Source organism: Gemmobacter megaterium (genome assembly GCF_900156815.1).
Classification (GTDB): Bacteria; Pseudomonadota; Alphaproteobacteria; order Rhodobacterales; family Rhodobacteraceae; genus Wagnerdoeblera; species Wagnerdoeblera megaterium.
The window spans coordinates 44174-66064 of sequence record NZ_FTOT01000001.1; the positions used below are offsets into that span (position 1 = coordinate 44174).

A 21891-nucleotide genomic window follows, 5' to 3' on the forward strand; every position below is an offset into this window, starting at 1 on the left:
GATGAACCAGGAAATCACTTCTGCCGCCAATCCGTTCAACCCGATGGCGCAGCCCAAGACCTTTGACGAGATCAAGATCTCGCTGGCCTCGCCCGAGCGGATCCTGTCGTGGTCGTATGGGGAAATCAAGAAGCCCGAAACGATCAACTACCGGACCTTCAAGCCCGAGCGCGACGGCCTGTTCTGTGCGCGCATCTTCGGGCCGATCAAGGACTACGAATGCCTGTGCGGCAAATACAAGCGCATGAAGTATCGCGGCGTCGTCTGCGAGAAATGCGGCGTGGAAGTCACGCTGCAAAAGGTGCGCCGCGAACGGATGGGCCATATCGAACTGGCCTCGCCGGTTGCGCATATCTGGTTCCTGAAATCGCTGCCCAGCCGCATCGGCCTGATGCTGGACATGACGCTGCGCGATCTGGAACGCATCCTCTATTTCGAAAACTATGTGGTGATCGAGCCGGGTCTGACCGACCTGACCTATGGCCAGTTGCTGACCGAGGAAGAATTCCTCGACAAGCAGGACCAGTGGGGGGCTGACGCCTTTACCGCCAACATCGGCGCGGAAGCCATCCGCGAGATGCTGACGATGATCGACCTGCAAGCCGAGGCCGACAAGCTGCGCGAGGAGCTGAAAGAGGCCACCGGCGAGCTGAAGCCGAAGAAGATCATCAAGCGGCTGAAAGTCGTCGAGCATTTCCTGGATTCGGGCAACCGTCCGGAATGGATGATCCTGACGGTCCTGCCGGTGATCCCGCCGGAGCTGCGCCCGCTGGTGCCGCTGGACGGTGGCCGCTTTGCGACCTCGGACCTCAACGACCTGTATCGTCGCGTCATCAACCGCAACAACCGCCTCAAGCGGCTGATCGAACTGCGTGCGCCCGACATCATCGTGCGCAACGAAAAGCGGATGCTGCAAGAGGCGGTGGACGCGCTGTTCGACAACGGCCGTCGCGGCCGCGTGATCACGGGCACCAACAAGCGCCCGCTGAAATCGCTGTCCGACATGCTGAAAGGCAAGCAGGGCCGCTTCCGTCAGAACCTTCTGGGCAAGCGGGTGGACTTCTCGGGCCGTTCGGTCATCGTGACCGGGCCAGAACTGAAGCTGCACCAGTGCGGTCTGCCGAAGAAGATGGCGCTCGAGCTGTTCAAGCCGTTCATCTATTCGCGGCTGGAGGCCAAGGGCCTGTCCTCGACCGTGAAACAGGCGAAAAAGCTGGTCGAGAAAGAGCGCCCCGAGGTCTGGGATATTCTGGATGAAGTCATCCGCGAACACCCGGTCCTTCTGAACCGTGCGCCGACGCTGCACCGTCTGGGCATCCAGGCGTTCGAGCCGATCCTGATCGAAGGCAAGGCGATCCAGCTTCACCCGCTGGTCTGCTCGGCCTTCAACGCCGACTTTGACGGCGACCAGATGGCCGTTCACGTCCCGCTCTCGCTGGAAGCCCAGCTTGAAGCGCGCGTTCTGATGATGTCCACGAACAACGTGCTGTCGCCTGCCAACGGCAGCCCGATCATCGTGCCGTCGCAGGACATGGTGCTTGGCCTGTACTACGTCACCATGAACCGCAAGGGCATGAAGGGCGAAGGCAAGATCTTCCGCGACATCGACGAGGTGGAACACGCGCTTGCCGCTGGCGAGGTGCACCTGCACTCGACCATCACCGCGCGGATCAAGCAGATCGACGAGGAAGGCAACGAGGTCTGGAAGCGGTTTGAAACCACCCCCGGCCGTCTGCGCCTGGGCAACCTGCTGCCGTTGAACGCAAAGGCGCCGTTCGAACTGGTGAACCGCCTGCTGCGCAAGAAGGACGTGCAGAACGTCATCGACACCGTCTACCGCTACTGCGGCCAGAAGGAATCGGTGATCTTCTGTGACCAGATCATGGGTCTGGGCTTCCGCGAGGCGTTCAAGGCCGGCATCTCCTTCGGCAAGGACGATATGCTGATCCCGCACAACAAGTGGGACATCGTGAACGGCGTCCGCGATCAGGTGAAGGAATTCGAACAACAGTACATGGACGGCCTGATCACCCAGGGCGAAAAGTACAACAAGGTTGTCGATGCCTGGTCGAAATGCTCGGATGCCGTGGCCGCCGAGATGATGAAGGAAATCTCGGCCGTCCGCACCGACGACATGGGCGCCGAAAAGGAACCGAACTCGGTCTATATGATGTCCCACTCCGGGGCACGGGGGTCGCCTGCGCAGATGAAGCAGCTGGGCGGGATGCGCGGTCTGATGGCCAAGCCTTCGGGCGAGATCATCGAGACGCCGATCATCTCGAACTTCAAGGAAGGTCTGACCGTGTTGGAGTACTTCAACTCCACCCACGGGGCCCGGAAGGGTCTGGCCGATACCGCGTTGAAGACGGCGAACTCCGGCTATCTGACGCGGCGTCTGGTGGACGTGGCGCAGGATTGCATCGTGCGTTCGCTCGATTGCGGCACGGATCGCTACATCACCGCAGAGGCAGCGATCAACGATGGCGAGGTTGTCGCCTCGCTGGCCGAGCGTGTGCTGGGCCGCGTGACGGCAGAGGATGTGATCGACCCGGCAACCGGCGACGTGCTGCTGGCCAAAGGCGTGCTGATCGACGAGCGCAAGGCCGATGCCATCGACACGGCAGGCGTGGTGAACGTCAAGATCCGCTCGCCGCTGACCTGCGAGGCCGAGGAAGGCGTCTGCGCCACCTGCTATGGCCGTGACCTTGCACGCGGCACCATGGTGAACGAGGGTGAGGCCGTCGGCATCATCGCCGCGCAATCCATCGGGGAACCCGGCACGCAGCTGACGATGCGGACCTTCCACATCGGCGGCATCGCGCAGGGTGGTCAGCAGTCGTTCCTCGAAGCGTCGCAGGAAGGCAAGATCGAATACCGCAACCCGAACACGCTGGAAGCCGCCAATGGCGACATCATCGTGATGGGCCGGAACATGTCGATCGCCATCATCGACGAGAACGAGCAGGAACGCGCCGTCCACAAGCTGACCTATGGCACCAAGCTGTTCGTCCGCGAAGGCGCGGCGGTGAAACGTGGCACCAAGCTGTTCGAATGGGATCCCTATACCCTGCCGATCATCGCCGAAAAGGCGGGTGTTGCGAAATTCGTCGATCTGGTCTCGGGCCTGTCGGTCCGCGAAGATACCGACGAAGCCACCGGCATGACGCAGAAAATCGTGTCTGACTGGCGCTCGGCCCCGCGTGCCAACGATCTGAAGCCTGAAATCATCATCATGGATCCCGAAACCGGCGAACCCATGCGCAATGAACAGGGCAATCCGATCAGCTACCCGATGTCGGTCGATGCCATTCTGTCGGTTGAAGACCAGCAAGAGGTGAAGGCCGGCGACACCGTGGCGCGTATCCCGCGCGAAGGTGCCAAGACCAAGGACATCACCGGGGGTCTGCCCCGCGTGGCGGAACTGTTCGAGGCCCGTCGTCCCAAGGATCACGCGATCATCGCCGAACTCGATGGCTATGTGCGCTTTGGCAAGGACTACAAGAACAAGCGCCGCATCTCGATCGAGCCGGTGGACGACACGCTGCAAGCCGTCGAATACATGGTGCCGAAAGGCAAGCACATCCCGGTGCAGGAAGGCGACTTCGTGCAGCGTGGGGACTACATCATGGACGGCAATCCCGCACCGCATGACATCCTGCGGATCATGGGGATCGAGGCGCTGGCCAACTACCTGATCGACGAAGTGCAGGACGTCTATCGTCTGCAAGGCGTGAAGATCAACGACAAGCACATCGAGGTGATCGTGCGGCAGATGCTGCAAAAGATCGAGATCCTCGATTCCGGCGAGACCACGCTGCTGAAAGGCGAGCAGGTCGACAAGACCGAGCTGGAGGAAGAAAACGCCAAGGTCATGGCCCGTGGTGGCCGCCCCGCATCGGGCGAGCCGGTTCTGCTGGGCATCACCAAGGCGTCGCTGCAAACCCGCAGCTTCATCTCGGCGGCGTCGTTCCAGGAAACCACCCGCGTTCTGACCGAAGCTTCGGTGATGGGCAAACGCGACAAGCTGGTTGGCCTGAAAGAGAACGTCATCGTTGGTCGTCTGATCCCGGCAGGGACGGGCGGTGCCACCAGCCGCGTCAAGCGCATCGCCTCCGAACGCGATCAGGCGGTGATCGAGGAACGCCGTGCCGAGGCCGAAGCGGCCGCTGCGCTGGCCGCCCCGATGGACGTGGCCGAGACCGAGGTCGCCTCGGGTCTGGTGGATACGGTCGAGAGCCGCGATCTCTGATCGTGACGTGAGATGAGATGAAAGGCCCCGGCACCACTGCCGGGGCCTTTCGCGTTTCGGCCTGCTGGACCGGGCAGGGCGGGGCGCGGTCCCGTTGCTGGCGGACGCAGCCCATGAAAAAGCCCCGCGCATGAGCGCAGGGCGGGCGGCAGGGCGGTTCGGTGCGGGTCAGCCTTCGGTGGCGGTGCGGAACCAGCGGCGGATCGCCGCGCGCTCTTCCTCTTCCATGAAGCTGAGGTTTGCGGGGGGCATCGCATGGCTTAGCCCCGACTGGAGCCAGATATCGCGCGCATGGCGGGCCACCGCTTCGGGGGTGTCCAGCACCACGCCCTTCGGTGCCCAGGCCAGCCCCTGCCAGCCGGGTTCGGCGGCATGGCACATCGAACAGCGACCCATGACGATGTCGCTGACGTCGGCGAACCCCTCCGCAGCGGCGAAACGGGCCGGGGCGCCGGTCAGCGCCGCCTGATCCTCGTCACCGATGCGCAGGGGCGCGGTGGACAACCACATGATCAGCACGAACAGCACCGCCGTCACGCCCCAGGTCCAGTGCGGATTGCCAAGGCGCGCATGTTTCGAGTTGAACCAATGCCGGATCGTCACCCCCATCAGAAACACGAGTGAGGCGATGATCCAGGTGTTGTCGGTGGCAAAGGCCAGCGGATAGTGGTTCGACAGCATCAGGAAGATCACCGGAAGCGTCAGGTAATTGTTGTGCGTGCTGCGCTGCTTGGCGATCTTGCCATATTTCGGGTCGGGCTTGCGGCCCGCTTGCAGGTCGGCCACCACCACCCGCTGGTTGGGCATGATGATGAAGAACACGTTCCCCGACATGATTGACGCGGTGAACGCCCCAAGATGCAGCATCGCCGCCCGGCCCGAAAAGACGCTGGTGTAGAAATAGGCCATGCCAACCAGCACGACGAACAGCGCCACCATCACCAGGGTCTGGTTCGCATTCACAAAGGTCTTGCAGATCTGGTTATAGGCCATCCAGCCAAAGGCCAGCGACCCCAGAGAGATCAGCACCGCGCCCCAGATCGGCAGATCCATCACCGCAGGATCCACCAGATAGAATTCCGCGCCCAGATAGTAGACCAGTGCCAGCAGGGCAAAGCCCGACAGCCAGGTGGCATAGCTTTCCCATTTGAACCAGGTCAGATGCTCGGGCATCGCCGCCGGGGCCACCAGATATTTGCGGATATGATAGAATCCGCCGCCATGCACCTGCCACTCCTCGCCATGCGCCCCTTCGGGCAGATCCGGCGCCTTGCGCAGCCCCAGATCCAGCGCGATGAAGTAGAAGCTGGAGCCAATCCAGGCGATGGCCGTGATCACATGCAGCCAGCGCACGGCAAATTCCGCCCAGGCGCCGAAAACGTATAGGTCATACATGGCCCGCATCTCCCCTGTTTGCCGCAGGCTATACCGGCGCGCATCTTTCTGTTAGCACAGGCAATCGCCAAGCAGTTTCAAACCAGCCCGAAAAATGCCCGTGGTCCACCCATGTCCTATGTGAACAATATCCGCATGTTCGTGCGTGTCTATGAATTGGGCAGCATGAGCGCGGCCGCCCGCGATCAACGCACCTCTCCGGCGGTGGCCTCGGCCCGGATCTCGGAACTGGAAAAGCATCTGGGTGTGCGCCTGTTCAACCGGACCACGCGCAGCCTGCAAGCGACGGAAAGCGGGCGGTTGTTCTATGACGGGGCCTGCAAGGTGCTGGAGGCGATTGACGAGGCCGAGGCGGCGGTCGTCGATGCCACGCAGAACCCCCGCGGCACGCTGCATATTGCGGCGCCACTGGGGGTAGGGCGGCGGCTGATTGCGCCCCTGGTTCCGGCCTTCAAACATGACTGGCCGCTGATCGACCTGCGGCTGCGGCTGTCCGACCGTTCCATCGACGTGACGGCCGAAGGGCTGGATGTGGCCTTTCATCTGGGGATTCTGGAGGATTCGAACCTCAAGGTCCGGGTCATCGCCGATTGCCCCCGTCTGCTGTGCGCCGCCCCGGCCTATGTCGCGCGCCGTGGGATGCCGGCCGATGGCGCCGCGCTGGTGCAGGACCGGCACGAGTGCCTGAACCTGCGCTTTCCCGGCGCGCGCGAGTTCCAATGGACGCTTGTCACCCCCGACGGCCCACAGCGGTTCGAGATCACCGGCCCGTTCGAGACCGATGACGGCGATGTTCTGACCGGCTGGGCGCTGGAGGGATGGGGTATCGTGCTGAAGCCGCTGTTCGAGGTGGCCGACCATCTGCGGTCCGGCGCCTTGGTGCCGGTGGCGGTGGCCACGCCGCCCTTGCCGGTGCAACTGTCGGCGTTGATGCCGCATCGACGTCTGAAAGACCCCAAGACACGGCTGCTGGTGGATTTCATGGCCACCCGGATCAAGGCCGATCTGGCGGCCAAGGTCATGGGGCTATGAGACAGGCGCTGATCCTTGGCCTTGCCCTTGTCGGGCTGGCGGGGCCGGTCATGGCCAGCGATGCGCGGTTCGTGGGCGAATGGTCCTGTCGCAGCGATCATGCGGATCTGGATGGCGCGGGCAAACATGTGTCCGGCTTTACCCGCAGCTTTTATCTGATCGTGCTGGGCGATGGCACCTTCATCGCCGAAGGGCGGCAGACCGGCTATGGAACGTTTCGCACCTTCGGCCCCTGGCAGGTGGTGGGCGGTGACACGATGACCGCCCGCGGGCAAGAACGCGGGGGGCTTGGCCCCGGCCTGTTCACGCTGATGCTGAAACCGGCGCAGGATGGCACATTGATAGATGTCTGGGAGATGACAGACAGCCGTGGCCGGGTCATCGCCCGCACCGTCGACAGTTGCACGCGGGCCTGAGGCCCGCGCGCAACGGCGCCTCAGGCCGCTGCCAGCCCGCGCAGCAGGTCGTCGATCAGATCGCCCGCATCCTCCAGCCCCACCGACAGACGGATCAGGCCGGGGGTGATGCCCAGCCGCGCCTTCTGATCGTCCGGCAGGCGCTGGTGCGTGGTGGTCGCGGGATGCGTCGCAATGGTTTTCGCATCGCCCAGGTTGTTGGAAATCTTGGCGATCTGCAATGCATTCATGAAACGGAACGCAGCCTCTTTGCCACCTGCTATATCAAAGGCGACCATCGTGCCGCCCGAGCCGATCTGGCGCATCGCCAGTTTGTGCTGCGGATGCGAGGACAGGCCGGGATAGATCATCCGCGTCACCTTGGCATGGCCTTGCAATGCCGTCGCGATGGCCAGTGCACTGTCCGCCATGGCCCGGCAGCGCAGGTCAAGCGTTGCCATGCCGTTCAGCATGATCCAGCTGGTAAAGGGGCTCATCGCGGCGCCGGTGTGCTTCAGATAGGGCTCCGCCACCTTGCGCACGAAGTCGCGGCTGCCGCAGATCACGCCGCCCAGGGCGCGGCCCTGGCCGTCGATATGTTTGGTGGTGGAATAGACGACAACATCGGCCCCTTGGTCCACCGCCCGCGAAAAGATCGGCGTGGCAAAGACATTGTCCACGATCACCAGGGCCCCCACCTCGTGGGCGATCTGTGAAACGGCTGCGATATCAACAAGTTCCAGCGTGGGGTTCGACATCGACTCGAAGAACACCGCCTTGGTGTCGGGTGTCACGGCCGCGCGCCACTGGTCCAGATCGGCGCCATCGACAAAGGTGACGCGCACGCCATAGCGCGTCAGGACGTCCTCCAGGATATACAGGCACGAGCCGAACAGCGCCCGCGCCGACACCACATGATCGCCCGAACGCAGCATCGAGGTCAGCGCCCCGTTGACGGCCGCCATTCCGCTGGCAGTGGCAAAGGCATCCTCGGTTCCTTCCAGCGCGGCGATGCGCTCTTCGAACATCCGGGTGGTCGGGTTGCCATAGCGGGCATAGATGAACTCGTCCGGTCCCGACTGGATGAACCGCGCCTCGGCCTGTTCGGCGCTGTCATAGGCAAAGCCCTGCGTCAGGAAAATCGCCTCGGCCATCTCGCCATACTGGCTGCGGCGGCTGCCTTCGTGGACCAGTTTCGTGCGCGTCTTCCAAGTGTCGGCCATGGCGGACCCCCAAGCAAAAGCCCCGGACACCAGAGGCGCCGGGGCGAACCGGGGCTCCTCTTTAGCGGCTTGTTTAACGTGGCCCGCAATCCGGAAAACAAAGCGCCACAAACGCGCGATACGCCCGCGTGGACCAAAGGTCAAGGGAGGGCTGCACCCTGGGGCGTATCCTGGCTGAACAGGTTGATCCAGGTGCCACCCTGCCGCTGCCACAGCGACGCGACGAACATCGCCTCCTCCCGGTCCGATCCGCAGCGGCGAAAGTCGGCGCGATAGGCCAACAGCGCCAGATCCGGGGCCGGTGCGATCACTCGTGGGTCCGAGATGCGAAAGGTGTCGATGGTCGGCCCCTGGGCCAACTGGCCGGAATGATCGTCGCGGTTTGCAAAGCCGGTCGGATAGACGCCCAGGAACCCCGGCGCCAGAAGCGCGCGGTCCGCAGCCATGTCCCCGTCGGCCAGCGCCTGCCAGACGGCGGTTTCCGCCGCCAGCACCTGGGCCAGAACATCCTCGGTCATCGACGCCTCCTGTCGGCTTGCCCCTTGTGCGGGGCGGGGTTTCGGCACAGCTTTGATGCCAGCAGCCGGAGAACCGCCATGACATCGCCCATCGTGCTCTACTATTGGCCCACGCCCAACGGGTGGAAGATCTCTGTCGCGCTGGCAGAGATGGGTCTGCCCCACGAGGTGCATTACGTCAATATCGGCGCAGGCGAACAGTTCGATCCCGATTTTCTGAAGATCGGCCCGAACAACCGGATGCCGGTGATCGTGGACCCGGAGGGGCCGGACGGAATGCCCGTTTCGATCTTTGAATCCGGGGCGATCCTCCAGTATCTGGCCCGCAAGACCGGCCAGTTCTATGGCACCACAGAGCGCGACCGCATCGCGGTGGACCAATGGCTGATGTGGCAGATGGGCGGCGTCGGCCCGATGGCGGGGCAGGCGCATCACTTCCTGTCCTATGCCCCGCAGATGGATCCCCCGCAGGTGCTGCCCTATGCCCAGGACCGCTACCGCAACGAGGTTGCCCGGCTTTATGGCGTGCTGGACCGGCGGCTGGCGCAATCGGAATATGTCGCAGGCGGCTTTGTGTCGATTGCCGATATGGCGATCTGGCCCTGGGCCATCCTGTGGCAGCGGCAGGAACAGACGCTGGACGACAAACCCCATATGGCCCGCTGGCTGGCCGCGCTGGACCAGCGCCCCGGTTTTGTGGCGGGCAAGGCGCTGGGGGCGGAAAAACGCGCACCGGGCCCGATCGACAAACAGGCCCAGCAGGTTCTGTTCGGCAAACGCTAGGCCGCGTGCCTGCCCGTGAAGTCAGGGCAGGCATCCGGCATCACTCGGCCTTGTCGCCAATGGCGTGGCGGCTGACCAGCCTGCCTTGCAGCATGAAGAACGCGAACAGCGCAACGGGCAGGCCGAAGGTCTTGAAATTCACCCAGGCATCGGTGGACATCAGCCGCCAGATCGCCTCGTTCGCAACGGCCAGCCCGGCAAAGAACCAGGCCATGCGCCGCGTCAGCACCATCCAGCCGGTATGCTCCATCGGCATGATGTCGCCCATCAGCAACGCGACATAGGAGTGTCCGCGCAGCAGGCCAATGCCCAGGATGGCCGCGAACAGCGCATAGATGATGGTGGGCTTCATCTTGAAAAACGTCTCGTCGTTCAGCCAGACGGTCAGGCCACCGAACACCACGACCAGCACGAGGGTAAGCCCCTGCATCCGCGACAGCTTGCCCGTCAGCCCCCACAGGATCAGCGAGCAGACCACCATCAGCGGAATGAAGGCGGCCGTCACCACGACAAACCCGGAATAGTCGGTGCCCCAGATGGTGAAGATGTCATCCTTCCAACGGCTGTAGCCGATGAAAAAGGCGATGACAGGCCCCAGTTCCAGCGCCATCTTTACCCAGGGGCTTACGTTTCTTTCGGTTGCCATCTGTCCTCAACCTGCAAATTTCACGATCACCGCACCGGCCGCGATCAGGGTCATCAACGCCACGCGCCGGGGTCCGGTGCTTTCCCCCAGCATCAGCCAGCCGATCAGCGCGGCAAAGACCGTCGAGCTTTCGCGCAGCACCGCAGCTTCGCCGACATTGCCGATCCGGGTGGCGATCAGGATGGACCCGAAACTGATATAGGCCACCAGCGCGCCCAGAACAGCCTTTTTCGCAAAAGGCCAGCGATCGGCGGCGGGCAGCGCGACCAGCCGGCGCCGCGCCAGCAGGGGCATCAGGATGCCGTCCAGCATGAAGAACCAGGCCAGAAAGGTGAAAGGGTCGGGCGGCTGCCGGATCGCCCAGGCGTCATAGGTCGTATAGGCCGCGACAAAGCCGCCCGTGACGACCGCCAGACCCAGCGCAGGCAACAGCGTGTCGCGGTTGTCGGTGACATGGCGCAGATTATAGGCCGCAAGGCCGAAGATGCCGCTCAGCAGCACCGCCAGCCCCAGCCACTGGCCGGGCGAAAAACTTTCGCCGAACACAAGCCCGGCGCCCAGCACGGTGAACAACGGCGCCGATCCGCGCACCACCGGATAGACCACGGTAAAGGCACCACGGGCATAGGTCGCGGCCTGCACCATCTTGTAGCCGGCATGGATCACGAAGGCCCCGGCAAAGATCGGCCACATATGCGGCTCTGGCCAGGGGACGACGAACAGCGCAAAGGGCGCCGCCATCAGCGCATAGCCCAGATCAATGCCGCCGCGCATCAGCCAGGGATCGAACCGCCCCTTTTGCAAGGCACCGAACACGGCATGGGAAAAAGCGGCCAGCAGCGCCAGCCACAGCGCCACCTGCCGCCCGTCGGCCGTGCCTTCCAGCGAGACAAGCAGTTCTGTCATCGGTGGTGCCGTGCCAGGGGGCAACCGCCGGGGGTTTTCCACCCCCGGACCCCCGGAGGGTATTTGTGGCAAGATGAAAGGGCGCGGGCGTCTGGCAAGGATCAGGGATCCTGGCTGCCGACAAGGGCGCGGGCGAATTCATCGGGGTCGAACGGGGCGAGATCGTCGATCTGTTCGCCGATCCCGATGGCATGGATCGGCAGGCCGAACCGATCGGCCAGCGCCACCAGAACCCCGCCGCGCGCCGTACCGTCGAGTTTGGTCATCACGAGGCCGGTGACATCGGCGATCTTGCGGAAGATCTCGACCTGGCTCAGCGCGTTCTGGCCTGTGGTCGCATCGAGCACCAGCAGGGTGTTGTGCGGGGCATCGGGATCGACCTTGCGCAGCACGCGCAGGATTTTTGCCAGTTCTTCCATCAGGTCTGCGCGGTTTTGCAACCGTCCTGCCGTGTCGATCAGCAGCAGGTCGGCGCCGTCGGCGCGGGCGCGGGTCAGCGCATCGAAGGCGAGGCTGGCCGGGTCGGTGCCCTGGGCTGCCGTCAGCACCGGCACGCCGGCGCGCTGGCCCCAGACCTGGAGCTGTTCGACGGCCGCGGCGCGGAAAGTATCGCCCGCGGCGATCACCACCTGTTTTCCGGCCGCCTGGAACTGGCTGGCCAGTTTGCCGATGGTGGTGGTCTTGCCCGAGCCGTTGACGCCGACGACCAGCACGACCTGCGGCTTTTGCGGATAGATCGGCAGGGGGCGGGCGACGGGGGTCAGGATGCGCGCCACCTCACCGGCCAGGGCGGCGCGCAGGTCCGAGGCGCCGATGCGGCGCCCGAACCGGCCTTCGGCGATATTGGCGGTGACGCGGGCGGCGGTCTCGACGCCCATGTCGGACTGGATCAGCAGATCCTCGAGGCTTTCGAGCATCTCGTCGTCGACCAGTCGCCGTGGCTCTGCCTCGCCGGTCAGCCGGGCCAGCAGGCCGGGTTTGGCGGTCTCTGCCGGGGGCGGCGCCTCGGCGACGATATCGTCCAGTCCGCCGGACAGGCGGGAGGAGCTTTTGAACAGCCGGTCTTTCAGTTTGCCGAAGAAGGACATGTCGGGCCTTTCGCGGGCGGTTTCCCCCTGCTAGCGCAAGGGCGCGGCAAGGGAAAGCCATGGGGTGGCGGAAATGCGGCCCATCGCGCCAGATGCTGGAAATCGCTGGGGGCAGGTGTCATATTGGTGCCGCAGACCCGTCATCCAAGCATAGTGTCGCCGTTACATGAGCCTAGATCGCCCCATTCATGCCGACCCCGACATGCCCGTCGCCTTGCGCGCGGCGCTGGAGGCGGCGCTGCGGCATCCGCCGCAGCGCGTGCAGCGGGTGGCTGCGGGGGGGCGGGCGGTGTGGCTCAAGCAGGCAGAGCAGCTTTCGCTGCGCTGGCGGCTGCAAAAGGGCGATACGCGCCGCGCATTCGAGGCCGACCGCGAGGGGTTGCACGACCTGGCCGCGCTTGGCCTGCCGGTGGCGCATGTCGTGGCCGAGGGGCCGGATTTCTTTGCCACTGCCGAAGTCGGCCATTCCATTGCGCATCTGTTGCGCAATGCCGAATTTGCCGGTCCGGATCGGATTGCGGCCTGCCGTGCCGCCGGGGCTGCGCTGGCCGCGTTGCACCGGGCGGGGGTGGCGCATGGCCGCCCGTCGATCCGCGACATCTGCTGGGATGGTCAGATGGCGCGGTTCATCGACCTGGAACGGTACCGCAAGGGGCGGGCGGGTGAGGGGCAGATGGCGCTGGATGTGCTGATCCTGGTGCATTCGATGTTCGCCATCACCCGTGGCCCGGCGGCCGAGATCGACGCGGCCTGGGCGGCATGGCGCGGCGCGGCGCCCGAGGGGCTGTTGCACGCGGTTCGCGCGCGCGCGCGGCGGGCGCGCTGGCTGGGCGTGCTGGCCAGGCTGGGGCTGCGGCTGCGCCCGGCATTGCGCGAGTTGCGCGCGGTGCCGCTGACGCTGGACCATGTGGCGGCGCAGGGCTGCGACACGACGGCGCCATGATTCCGGCGCCTTCCCGTGGCAGGCTGCGGCGGGCAAGGGGAATCGACGGATGATGGGGCAGGACAGGCTTGCAGCTCTGGGTGCGGTGATGCGGGGCCGCGATGCGGCGTCGCGCGCGATGCGCGACTTTGCCATCGTGACACTGGCCCCTGCCGGTTTGCTGGTGGCGGGGGTCGTGCTGGGGGGCTGGGTTGCGGTGTTGGCCCTGATCTTCATCAGCCCGATCGTCTGGGCGCTGGACCGTTCTGCCGCGCGCGCAGCGCCCCATGTGCCGGGGGCGGACGAATTTCCGGCGGCTGATGGCTTGTCGGTGGTGCTGGCGCTGATGCATCTGGTGTTGCTGCCCTTCATGGTCTGGGCGCTGGCGGGGGGGGTGGTGCTGTCCACCGGGGCGTGGCTGGCCTTGTTCGCAGGCTTCGGGTTGTGGATAGGGCAGGTGTCCAATTCCAATGCGCACGAGCTGATCCACCGTCAGGACCGCGGGTTGCGGGCCCTGGGCGTGGCGGTCTATGCCTCGGTCGGGTATGGCCACCATGCCTCGGCGCATCGGCTGGTGCATCACCGCCATGTGGCGACCGGGGACGATCCGAACACCGCGCTGCGCGGCGAGCATGTCTATGCCTTCATGCGGCGGGCCTGGCCTGCGGAATTTGTCGCCGGGTGGCAGATGGAGACCGTGTTGCGCACGCGCGCGCGGCGGCGGGGGCTGCATCCGTATGCGGTGTATCTGGGGGCAGTGGTGCTGGCGATGGGGCTGGCGGTGGGGCTGGGCGGCGCTGCGGGCCTGTTCATCTGGGCCGGGCTGGCGATCTGGGCGCAGATGCAGCTTTTGCTGTCGGATTATGTCCAGCATTACGGGCTGTTGCGCGCGCGCCTGCCGGGAGGCAAGCCCGAACCTGTCGGGCCGCAGCACAGTTGGGATGCACCGCATTGGGCCTCTTCGGCCCTGATGCTGAATGCGCCGCGCCATGCCGATCACCATGCCCATCCGGGCCGTGCCTATCCTGCGCTGGATCTGCCGGACGGCGGATTGCGGCTGCCGTACAGCCTGCCGGTGATGGCCGCGCTGGCACTGGTGCCGCCGGTATGGTTCCGGGTGATGGATCGCCGCCTGCCGCCCGAGCCGCCGCCGTCGTTCAGGTTGTGATTGGCACGGCGGCTGTGGCTGTGGCAGGGTGGCACCGGATGGGATGGAGCCTTGCCATGATGCGTTGTCTTGTCGCCTGCCTGATCTGCGCCGCCACGCCCCTGTGGGCAGAGGAACCGCTGGACGGCGCGGCCTTTGAGGCGCGTGTGACCGGAAAGACGCTGACGTTTCAGGTGCAGGGCCAGTCCTACGGGGCAGAGCAATATCTGCCGGGGCGCCGGGTGATCTGGGCATTTGACGGTGGCCCCTGCCATGCAGGGCACTGGTTCGAGCCGGATCCGGGGCGCATCTGTTTTCGCTACGACCATGATCCGGGCGATCTGCAATGCTGGGCGTTCTTTGATGACGGCGGGCAGTTGCGGGCACGGTTCGAAGGCGCGCTGCCGCAGGACGACCTGATCGAGGCGCGACGCAGCCCGGTGCCGCTGGCCTGTCCGGGGCCGGATGTGGGGGTCTGATCCGGGTCAGCCTGTCAGATTGGCATCCTTGAGCAACCGGCCATGGCGGCGCACCTCGGCCAGAACGGCGCCATAGGTGGTCAGCCCGCGCGCCTGAAGCATGGGCAGCAGCCGCAGAAAGGCTTCGGCCGTGGCCATGGTATCGCCAATGGCGGTATGGCGCGCTTCCTCGGGGATGGTGATGCCAAGCCGATGGGTCAGCGCATCCAGCGAATGCACCTCGGACTGGCCCCAGATCACTGCCGACAGCAGCACCGTATCGAGGATCGGATTGTCAAAGCGCAGGCCAAGCTCTGTCTCGCGCCGCCGCAGAAAGGTCATGTCGAAGGGCGCGTTATGGGCCACCAGCACCGATCCGGCGGCAAAGCGGTGAAAGCGCGGCAGAACCTCGGTCACGCCGTCGGCGCTGGCGACCATGGCATCGGTGATGCCGTGCACATCGGTCGATCCTGCCGGGATGGGCCGGCCGGGGTTCACCAGCGTATCGAACACCTCGCCTTCAAGCCGTCGGCCATTCACCAGCCGCACGGCGGCGATCTGGACAATCTCGTCCCCCTGTTGGGGCAGCAGGCCGGTGGTCTCGGTATCGAAGACCACATAGGTCAGTTGCTCCAGCGGCATGTCCGCCACCGGGGCAGAGCGTTCGCGCGACAGAAGGTCAAAGTCGTAGACGACGGCGCGCGCCACCGGGGCAGGGCGCCGCCCCGCGCGCCGGGCCTGACGGATCGGCAGGCACAGGCGCGGCTGGCCGGTCGTGCCTTCGGGCCAGCATTCGGTCGCATGGGTCTGCAACACCGCGCGGCCCGACAGATCGGCAAGGCCGGGTTCCAGCGGGCCTTCCAGCCACTGGTCCAGCGTGCCGACCGGCAGCGCAGGGCCGTCCCATCCCAGCAGGATCAGCGCGCCGGGGCCGTCTTCGGCGATGTCCAGCCGCAGGGTGGTGGTTCCGGCATGGGCCGCCACGCGCCGGGCCAGTTCGGCCACCAGAACGACCATTTCAAACCCGTTGCAGCGCAACAGCAATTCGGCAGCCTGTCCGATGACGCTCAGCCCTGCGCCTTCCAGCCGGGCGCGCAGGCTGTCCAGCAGGTCAGAGGCGCGGGTCATCGACAACAGCGCCCAGTCGCTGCGGCCCTCGTCATAGCGGGCGCCCAGTTCGGTGATGGCGCGGGTCAGTTGCGCCACCTCGGCCCGCATGGCCCGGTCCAGCCGTCCGCCGGGGTCGGCGCCGCTGTCTTCGGCCAGCACACCCATCACGGTTTGCAGGTTGGCGGCGGGTCGGCGCACGCGGTCGAACACTTCGGCCAGCAGGGCCTCGCGCTTGGCATGGGCTGCAAGGTCGGCGGTCACGTCGCGCAGCGTGATCACATAGCCGGGCGCCATCTGCTCGGGGCTGTGCAGCAGGCGCATCCGCGCGGCCAGCAAACGCGGCATGGGGCCGGTGGTGGCGCACAGCAGGTCGGACGCCGCCTCGGCATCGCCGGTATCGCGCAGCCGGTCATAGGCGTGGCGCACCGGCCCGTCGCGCAGATAGTCGAACAGGCTGCGGTCCAGGCCCGGCGCGCCGGTGGCGCCCCCCAGCAGATCCTGCGCAAGCCCGTTGTAGAACACGAGCTGATGCCCCGCGGAACACAACAGCACCCCGGCAGGCACATCGGACAGCAGCGTTTCCAGCCGGGCCTTTTCCCCGGCCAGCCGGGTGGTTTCCCGCGCCACCGATTCCGCCAGTGCATTGCGGGTTTCCGACAGTTTCGTCAGGGCCGCGCCCACCGCCGGGGCCAGATCGCCCAGATAGCGCGCGGTCTGCCGGTCCAGATCGCTCCCCGCATCGGCATGAGACCGGCTGCGGATGCTGCCCGCCAGCCGTTCGATGGCGCGCGCGACATGCAGATCGAACAACAGCCAGACCCAGACCACGATCCCGACGAGCACGAATCCGGCAACAACGCCGCCCTGAACAAAGGCGTCGAGCGTGTCCGGGCTGCCAAGGCGGCGATAGCCCAGCCACAACCCCGCAACCAGCGCCGCCACCCCCCCGAATGCCAGCACGGCAAAGAACAGGAAGATGCGCAGCCGCAGGCTGAGGCGGTCAAGCATCGTCGACCCCCCCGCCTTGCGCGGCCGTCGCCCCCACCCCCGTCAGCAGGCGCCGCACCTCCTCGCGCAGTTCCTTGAGTTCGAAGGGTTTCGAGATGAAGCCATCGGCGCCCAGTGCAAGACCCTTGCGCCGTTCGATGGCCGAGCCGCGCGCGGTCATCATCAGGATCTTGACATCGGCCAGCGCCGGGTCCAGCCGCACGCCCTGACAGATCTCGTATCCCGAGACTTCCGGCAGCATCACATCCAGCAGAACCAGATCGGGCCGGGTGCCACGGATCCGGGCCATCGCCTCGCCGCCATTGGCCACGCGATCATGTTCGTAGCCTTCGCGCGTCAGCAGATAATCCAGGGCGATGGCGATGTTGTCCTCGTCCTCGACCACCAGAATGCGTTTCTTCCCTCCCTCAGCGCCCATGGCTATCCTCCGTGGCAGGCCGCTGCCAGAACCGGATCGTCGGCGGCAAGCGGCACCCAGGTGCCCCCCGCCAACACGCCGGTGTCTGAAAATGTCACCCCTTCGGTCAGATCGACCCGGCGCGCGTTGGCGCAGTCGAACATGACCAGGATTTCCCTGTCCTTTTGCCAGCGGGCAAAGCGCCAGACCGGCGCCAGCACCAGATCGGGCGCGCCGGGGTTGCGCATCGCCTTGCGGGTATCGACCAGCCAGGCCTCTGTGACCAGGGGGGCCGCATAGGTCCAGGGACGCAGGGGCGAGGTGCCCTTGCCGGTCTGTGCCAGCACCACGCCGGGCGGGATCCCGGCTTGCAGGCGCGGAAACCAGCTATATTCCGACCAGATCGAAGCGGTCAGCATTCCGACGCCGGCCAAAGCCGGCACCAGCCATTTGGGCGCGCGCCGCGCTGTCAGCTTGCGCAGCATGAGCCCGATGCCCGCGCCCGCGATCCCCGCAATCAATATGGCCAGAAATTCAAACGTCATGATCGGGGCCCCCTAGCCCGGAGCGCCCCGGCTGGATGCCGAGGATTGCATGGTGCGCACGACGACAAAGGCATCGCGCAGATGGCTGCGTTCGAAATCGGACAGATCGGCCGGGGCAAGGAAGTTGTCGGGCTTGCGCCGCATCTGCACCAGCGTCGCCTGATTGCGCAGGCGGGTATCGGCGATAAGGTCATAGGCCTCGATCAGGTCGCGCGCGCCCGAGACCGAGATCACCCCCGCCTCTTCGGCGGCCAGCAGGCGGGCGCGGGTGTTGACAGCCGTCAACTTTCCGCGCAGCGCATAGACGCGGCCCAGATCGACCACCGGGATCACGCCGTTCAGCTTCATGTCGATATGGTTGCGATGTTCGCCCGAGCGGATGGTGGCAAAACCGCGCAACAGCCCCAGCGGTGGCTGGTGTTTCAGACTGTTGGAAATCATGTGGGCCACGAAGATGGAATTCTTCGCCGCCATGTCCAGCGTTTCGGCCTGAAGGTTGGAAAACAGCGATACCTGCCCCCCGATGGGCCGCAGGTCGAACATGACAGAGGCCAGCATCTGCGCCATCGGGTCGGGTTTGGCCACCCAGCCGGCAAAGTAGTCGCGCCACACGCTCACCGGCTGGCACCAGCGCGGATTGGTCGCCATCATGTCGCCGGGGCAGTAATAATACCCTGCGGCGTTCAGCCCGTCCGATACGATGCGGGCCAGACGCTGGAAATAGGCCATGTCGCCAGGCGCCATGCCATCGTCGATCAGCAGGCAGTTGTCCTGGTCGGACACGCCGGTCTGTTCCTGCCGCCCTTGCGATCCGCAGGCCAGCCACAGATAGGGCACCGGGGGCGGGCCAAGTTCGGCCTCGGCCATGGCCAGCAGGCGGCGGGTGACGGCATCGGCAATATCGGTGATCAGCCGGGTCACGACCTCGTGCGCGTTATGGGCCCCGACCAGTTGCATCAGCAGTTGCGGAATGCGGGCGGTGGTGGCGGCCATGTCGGCCACGCTGTCGGCGGTGGCCACATCGCGCACCAGAACGGCGGCACTGACGGCCTGAAAACGTGTCAGGTCGGTCTGTGTGACCATGCCGACCAGCGTGCCGTCGCGCACCACCGGAAGATGCCCGATGCGGCGTTCCAGCATAAGATGCAGCACATCCGACCCCAGCGCCTCGGGCGGCAGCGACAGCGGCGCAGGGGTCATCACGGCATGAACCGGGGTCGCGGGATCGCGCCCTTCGGCGACCACCTTGTTGGTCATGTCGCGCGTGGTCAGCAGCCCGACGAAGCGCCCCTGATCGACGACGCCCAGGCTGGAGACATGTTCGTCGCGCATGATCCGCGCCGCGGCAAAGACCGTGGTATCGGGCGCGCAGATCACCGGCTTGCGGGCCATCAGATCGGCCACCTTGCGGGTTGCCAGATCGGGCCCGCGCGTTTCCATCGCGCGGCCGCGGTTGAAGAACCGCTCAAAGGCCGGGCGGGTGGCGATCAGGCGGCGGAAGTCATCGGTCGGCAGCATCAGCACAACCGAGGCTTCGGCTGCCTGTGCCGTGGTCAGCGCCAGCCCGTCGCGCATCAATCCGCGTTCGCCGAACGTATTGCGCGGCCCCAGCAACGACACGAGCGTGCCCGAGTCGTCCACCACCTCGATGGCCCCGGATTTCACCAGATACAGCCCCTCCAGCGGGGTGCCGGCGGTATAGACACGCTGGCCTGCGGCCAGTTCCCTGCGGCCGAAGGAACCGGCGACACGCGCCAGTTCGTCCTGCGGCAGGGTATCATAGGGGTGCACCGTTTCCAGAAAGGCGGCGATGCGGGCTTTGGCGGTCTGGTCGGTCATCGCTGCTCCTCCCTTTGGATGCGCGCCGGGTTTGCCCCGGTCTGGCTGGGGATGCGGGGGCGGTGTGAGCCGTCCCCGCACAGGATGTCAGTGGGCCTGCGCCTTGCCTGCGCCTTTCGGCACGCGGATCGATTCCACCAGATCGATCACATGGGCCGGAGGAGCCTTGGTCATCATCGAGACCACATAGGCGACCCCGAAGTTCACCATCGCGCCCACGGTCCCGATCGACAGCGGCGAGATGCCGAAGATGTGGTTGTCGGGGGTGTTGGGCAGCATGTTGGTACCGGGGATAAAGAACCAGCCCAGATAGATGAAGATGTAGACGGCAGTGAAGATCAGGCCCGCCAGCATCCCCAGGATCGCGCCTTCCTTGTTGATGCGCTTCGAGAAGATGCCCATCATCAGCGCCGGGAAGATCGTCGCGGCGGCCAGACCGAAGGCCAGTGCCACCACCTGCGCGGCAAAGCCGGGCGGGTTCAGGCCAAGCCAGGTTGCCAGCACGATCGCACCCGCCATCGAGATCCGGGCGGCCAGAAGCTCGCCTTTTTCCGAGATGTTGGGGTTGATCGAACCTTTGATCAGGTCATGCGATACGGCAGACGAGATGGCCAGCAGAAGACCTGCCGCCGTGGACAGCGCCGCCGCCAGACCGCCAGCCGCCACCAGCGCGATCACCCAGCCGGGAAGCTGCGCGATTTCCGGGTTGGCCAGCACCATCATGTCGTTGTCGATCTTGGTCAGTTCGTTGCCGACCCAGCCCCGCTCTGCCGCGATTTCCTTCATGCGCGGGCTGGCTTCGTTGTAGTACTGGATCATGCCGTCGCCGTTCTTGTCCTCGAACGCCAGCAGCCCGGTGTTTTTCCAGGTGTTGATCCAGGACAGGTTCGGATCGGTGTTGATCGCCTCCAAGCTGATCGCATCGCCATCCAGCGCGGCACCGGCAACGGCGTTCGGCCAGAAGGTGGTGGTCAGGTTCAGACGGGCCATCGCGCCCACGGCCGGGGCCACGGTGTAGAGCAGCGCGATGAACACCAGCGCCCAGCCAGCCGACGACCGGGCATCGGCCACTTTCGGCACGGTGAAGAAGCGGATGATCACATGCGGCAGACCGGCGGTGCCGATCATCAGCGACATGGTGAACAGCAGCATGTTCACCATGCTGGTCGTGTCGGCGGTATACTGGGTGAAGCCCAGTTCCATCACCACGGCATCCAGCTTGGCCAGCATCGCCACATCACCGCCCTGGGGGGCGTATCCGCCGATCAGGCCAAGCTGGGGCAGGAAGCTGCCAGTCAGGCTCAGCGAGATGAAGATCGCCGGGATGGTGTAGGCGATGATCAGCACGACATATTGCGCCACCTGGGTATAGGTGATGCCCTTCATGCCGCCGAACACGGCATAGGCGAACACGATCGCCGCGCCGATATACAGGCCCATGTCGGTCGAGACTTCGAGAAAGCGGGCAAAGGTCACGCCCACGCCGCGCATCTGGCCGATCACATAGGTGACCGAGATCACGATCAGGCAGATCACCGCCACCAGGCGCGCGCCACCGGAATAGAAGCGGTCGCCGATGAATTCCGGCACGGTGAACTTGCCGAACTTGCGCAGATAGGGGGCCAGCAGCAGCGCCAGCAGCACATAGCCGCCGGTCCAGCCCATCAGAAAGGCCGACTGGGTATAGCCGCCAGCCGGAGCCAGCGCGATGATGCCCGCCATCGAGATGAACGAGGCCGCCGACATCCAGTCGGCGCCCGTCGCCATGCCGTTCAGCACCGGGTTCACACCCTGGCCAGCGGCATAGAATTCCGCCGTAGATCCGGCACGGGCCCAGATTGCGATGCCGATATAGATGGCAAAGGTGAAGCCGACGACGATGAGGTTGAGGGTAAACTGTTCCATGTTTCCCCCCCCCTTACTCGTCTACGCCGTATTCGCGGTCGAGCTTGTTCATCTTGGCCGCATAGACAAAGATCAGAACAAGAAAGACGTAGATCGACCCGTTCTGCGCGAACCAGAAGCCCAGATCGGCGCCGCCGATATGGATCCCCTTGAGAAGTGGGCGCAAGATGATGCCAAGGCCGAAAGAGCAGACGAACCATACCACCAGCGAAATGGTGATGATGCGGACGTTCGCTGCCCAATAGGCCGAGGCGGACTTGTTGTCTGCCATGAGCGTTTCTCCCTGAATGGCTCCGCCGGGCGCCGTGCGGACGCCCAGCCCCCC

Annotated in this window: 19 protein-coding genes and 1 riboswitch; of the genes, 7 read left to right on the forward strand and 12 right to left on the reverse strand. The window is 65.3% G+C overall.

Annotated features, from left to right (window positions below; translation table 11 throughout):
- Position 1 precedes the first annotated feature (1 nt).
- Positions 2-4249, forward strand: coding sequence for a DNA-directed RNA polymerase subunit beta' (rpoC, locus tag BW970_RS00205; RefSeq protein ID WP_076527553.1), 4248 nt, complete (start codon positions 2-4; stop codon positions 4247-4249).
- 168 nt (positions 4250-4417) lie between these two features.
- Here rpoC and BW970_RS00210 read toward each other — a convergent pair whose 3' ends face one another.
- The gene (locus BW970_RS00210; RefSeq protein ID WP_076529070.1) at positions 4418-5644 is read right to left on the reverse strand and encodes a urate hydroxylase PuuD; all 1227 of its coding nucleotides are present in this window, start codon (positions 5642-5644) and stop codon (positions 4418-4420) included.
- 111 nt (positions 5645-5755) lie between these two features.
- Here BW970_RS00210 and BW970_RS00215 point away from each other — a divergent pair, with 111 nt between their 5' ends.
- On the forward strand, positions 5756-6676 hold the full coding sequence (locus BW970_RS00215; protein WP_076527555.1) for a LysR family transcriptional regulator: 921 nt from the start codon (positions 5756-5758) through the stop codon (positions 6674-6676).
- A complete protein-coding gene (locus BW970_RS00220) occupies positions 6673-7092 on the forward strand; it encodes a hypothetical protein (RefSeq protein WP_076527557.1) in 420 nt (139 codons plus the stop codon). Before BW970_RS00215 ends, BW970_RS00220 begins: the two co-directional genes overlap by 4 nt.
- 20 nt (positions 7093-7112) lie before the next feature.
- On the opposite strand, the gene metZ is transcribed toward BW970_RS00220, so the two are convergent.
- Together metZ and BW970_RS00230 are read right to left on the reverse strand one after the other, a co-directional pair.
- Positions 7113-8294: an O-succinylhomoserine sulfhydrylase gene (gene metZ / locus BW970_RS00225; protein ID WP_076529071.1), complete on the reverse strand. Its 1182-nt coding sequence runs from the start codon at positions 8292-8294 to the stop codon at positions 7113-7115.
- 38 nt (positions 8295-8332) lie between these two features.
- Positions 8333-8413, reverse strand: a riboswitch (SAM riboswitch).
- Positions 8414-8434: 21 nt separating this feature from the next.
- Complete coding sequence (locus BW970_RS00230) at positions 8435-8812, reverse strand: nuclear transport factor 2 family protein (protein ID WP_076527559.1); 378 nt, start codon at positions 8810-8812, stop codon at positions 8435-8437.
- 78 nt (positions 8813-8890) lie between these two features.
- Between BW970_RS00230 and BW970_RS00235 the strand changes: the two genes are divergently transcribed.
- A complete protein-coding gene (locus BW970_RS00235; protein WP_076527561.1) occupies positions 8891-9595 on the forward strand; it encodes a glutathione S-transferase family protein in 705 nt (234 codons plus the stop codon).
- A 40-nt stretch (positions 9596-9635) separates the two neighbouring features.
- On the opposite strand, the gene BW970_RS00240 is transcribed toward BW970_RS00235, so the two are convergent.
- The 3 genes from BW970_RS00240 to ftsY all read right to left on the reverse strand — a co-directional run bounded on the left by BW970_RS00240 (position 9636) and on the right by ftsY (position 12235).
- Positions 9636-10241 (reverse strand): inner membrane-spanning protein YciB, encoded by a 606-nt coding sequence (locus tag BW970_RS00240; RefSeq protein ID WP_076527563.1) that lies wholly within the window; start codon positions 10239-10241, stop codon positions 9636-9638.
- 6 nt (positions 10242-10247) lie between these two features.
- Positions 10248-11147: an EamA family transporter gene (locus tag BW970_RS00245; RefSeq protein WP_076527565.1), complete on the reverse strand. Its 900-nt coding sequence runs from the start codon at positions 11145-11147 to the stop codon at positions 10248-10250.
- 101 nt (positions 11148-11248) lie between these two features.
- Entirely contained in the window at positions 11249-12235 is a 987-nt protein-coding gene (gene ftsY / locus BW970_RS00250) for a signal recognition particle-docking protein FtsY (protein ID WP_076527567.1), read from the reverse strand.
- Between the two features lie 166 nt (positions 12236-12401).
- On the opposite strand from ftsY, the gene BW970_RS20685 reads away from it, so the two are divergent.
- From BW970_RS20685 to BW970_RS00265, 3 genes are read left to right on the forward strand one after another with little or no spacing between them, the layout of a single operon-like run.
- Entirely contained in the window at positions 12402-13178 is a 777-nt protein-coding gene (locus tag BW970_RS20685) for a serine/threonine protein phosphatase (protein WP_159441408.1), read from the forward strand.
- 49 nt (positions 13179-13227) lie between these two features.
- Positions 13228-14325: an alkane 1-monooxygenase gene (locus BW970_RS00260; protein ID WP_229740416.1), complete on the forward strand. Its 1098-nt coding sequence runs from the start codon at positions 13228-13230 to the stop codon at positions 14323-14325.
- A 56-nt stretch (positions 14326-14381) separates the two neighbouring features.
- A complete protein-coding gene (locus tag BW970_RS00265) occupies positions 14382-14783 on the forward strand; it encodes a hypothetical protein (protein WP_076529075.1) in 402 nt (133 codons plus the stop codon).
- 6 nt (positions 14784-14789) lie between these two features.
- Here the strand turns inward: BW970_RS00265 and BW970_RS00270 are convergent, their stop codons facing one another.
- The 6 genes from BW970_RS00270 to BW970_RS00295 all read right to left on the reverse strand — a co-directional run bounded on the left by BW970_RS00270 (position 14790) and on the right by BW970_RS00295 (position 21837).
- Entirely contained in the window at positions 14790-16880 is a 2091-nt protein-coding gene (locus BW970_RS00270; RefSeq protein ID WP_076527571.1) for an exonuclease domain-containing protein, read from the reverse strand.
- The gene (locus BW970_RS00275; protein ID WP_371870121.1) at positions 16873-17298 is read right to left on the reverse strand and encodes a response regulator transcription factor; all 426 of its coding nucleotides are present in this window, start codon (positions 17296-17298) and stop codon (positions 16873-16875) included. The genes BW970_RS00270 and BW970_RS00275 overlap by 8 nt, the downstream gene beginning before the upstream one ends.
- Before the next feature lie 2 nt (positions 17299-17300).
- Complete coding sequence (locus BW970_RS00280; protein ID WP_076527575.1) at positions 17301-17822, reverse strand: hypothetical protein; 522 nt, start codon at positions 17820-17822, stop codon at positions 17301-17303.
- Positions 17823-17834: 12 nt separating this feature from the next.
- On the reverse strand, positions 17835-19661 hold the full coding sequence (locus BW970_RS00285) for a DUF294 nucleotidyltransferase-like domain-containing protein (RefSeq protein WP_076527577.1): 1827 nt from the start codon (positions 19659-19661) through the stop codon (positions 17835-17837).
- A gap of 87 nt (positions 19662-19748) precedes the next feature.
- A complete protein-coding gene (locus tag BW970_RS00290; protein WP_076527580.1) occupies positions 19749-21566 on the reverse strand; it encodes a sodium:solute symporter family protein in 1818 nt (605 codons plus the stop codon).
- A gap of 13 nt (positions 21567-21579) precedes the next feature.
- On the reverse strand, positions 21580-21837 hold the full coding sequence (locus BW970_RS00295; RefSeq protein WP_076527582.1) for a DUF4212 domain-containing protein: 258 nt from the start codon (positions 21835-21837) through the stop codon (positions 21580-21582).
- Between the last annotated feature and the right edge of the window lie 54 nt (positions 21838-21891).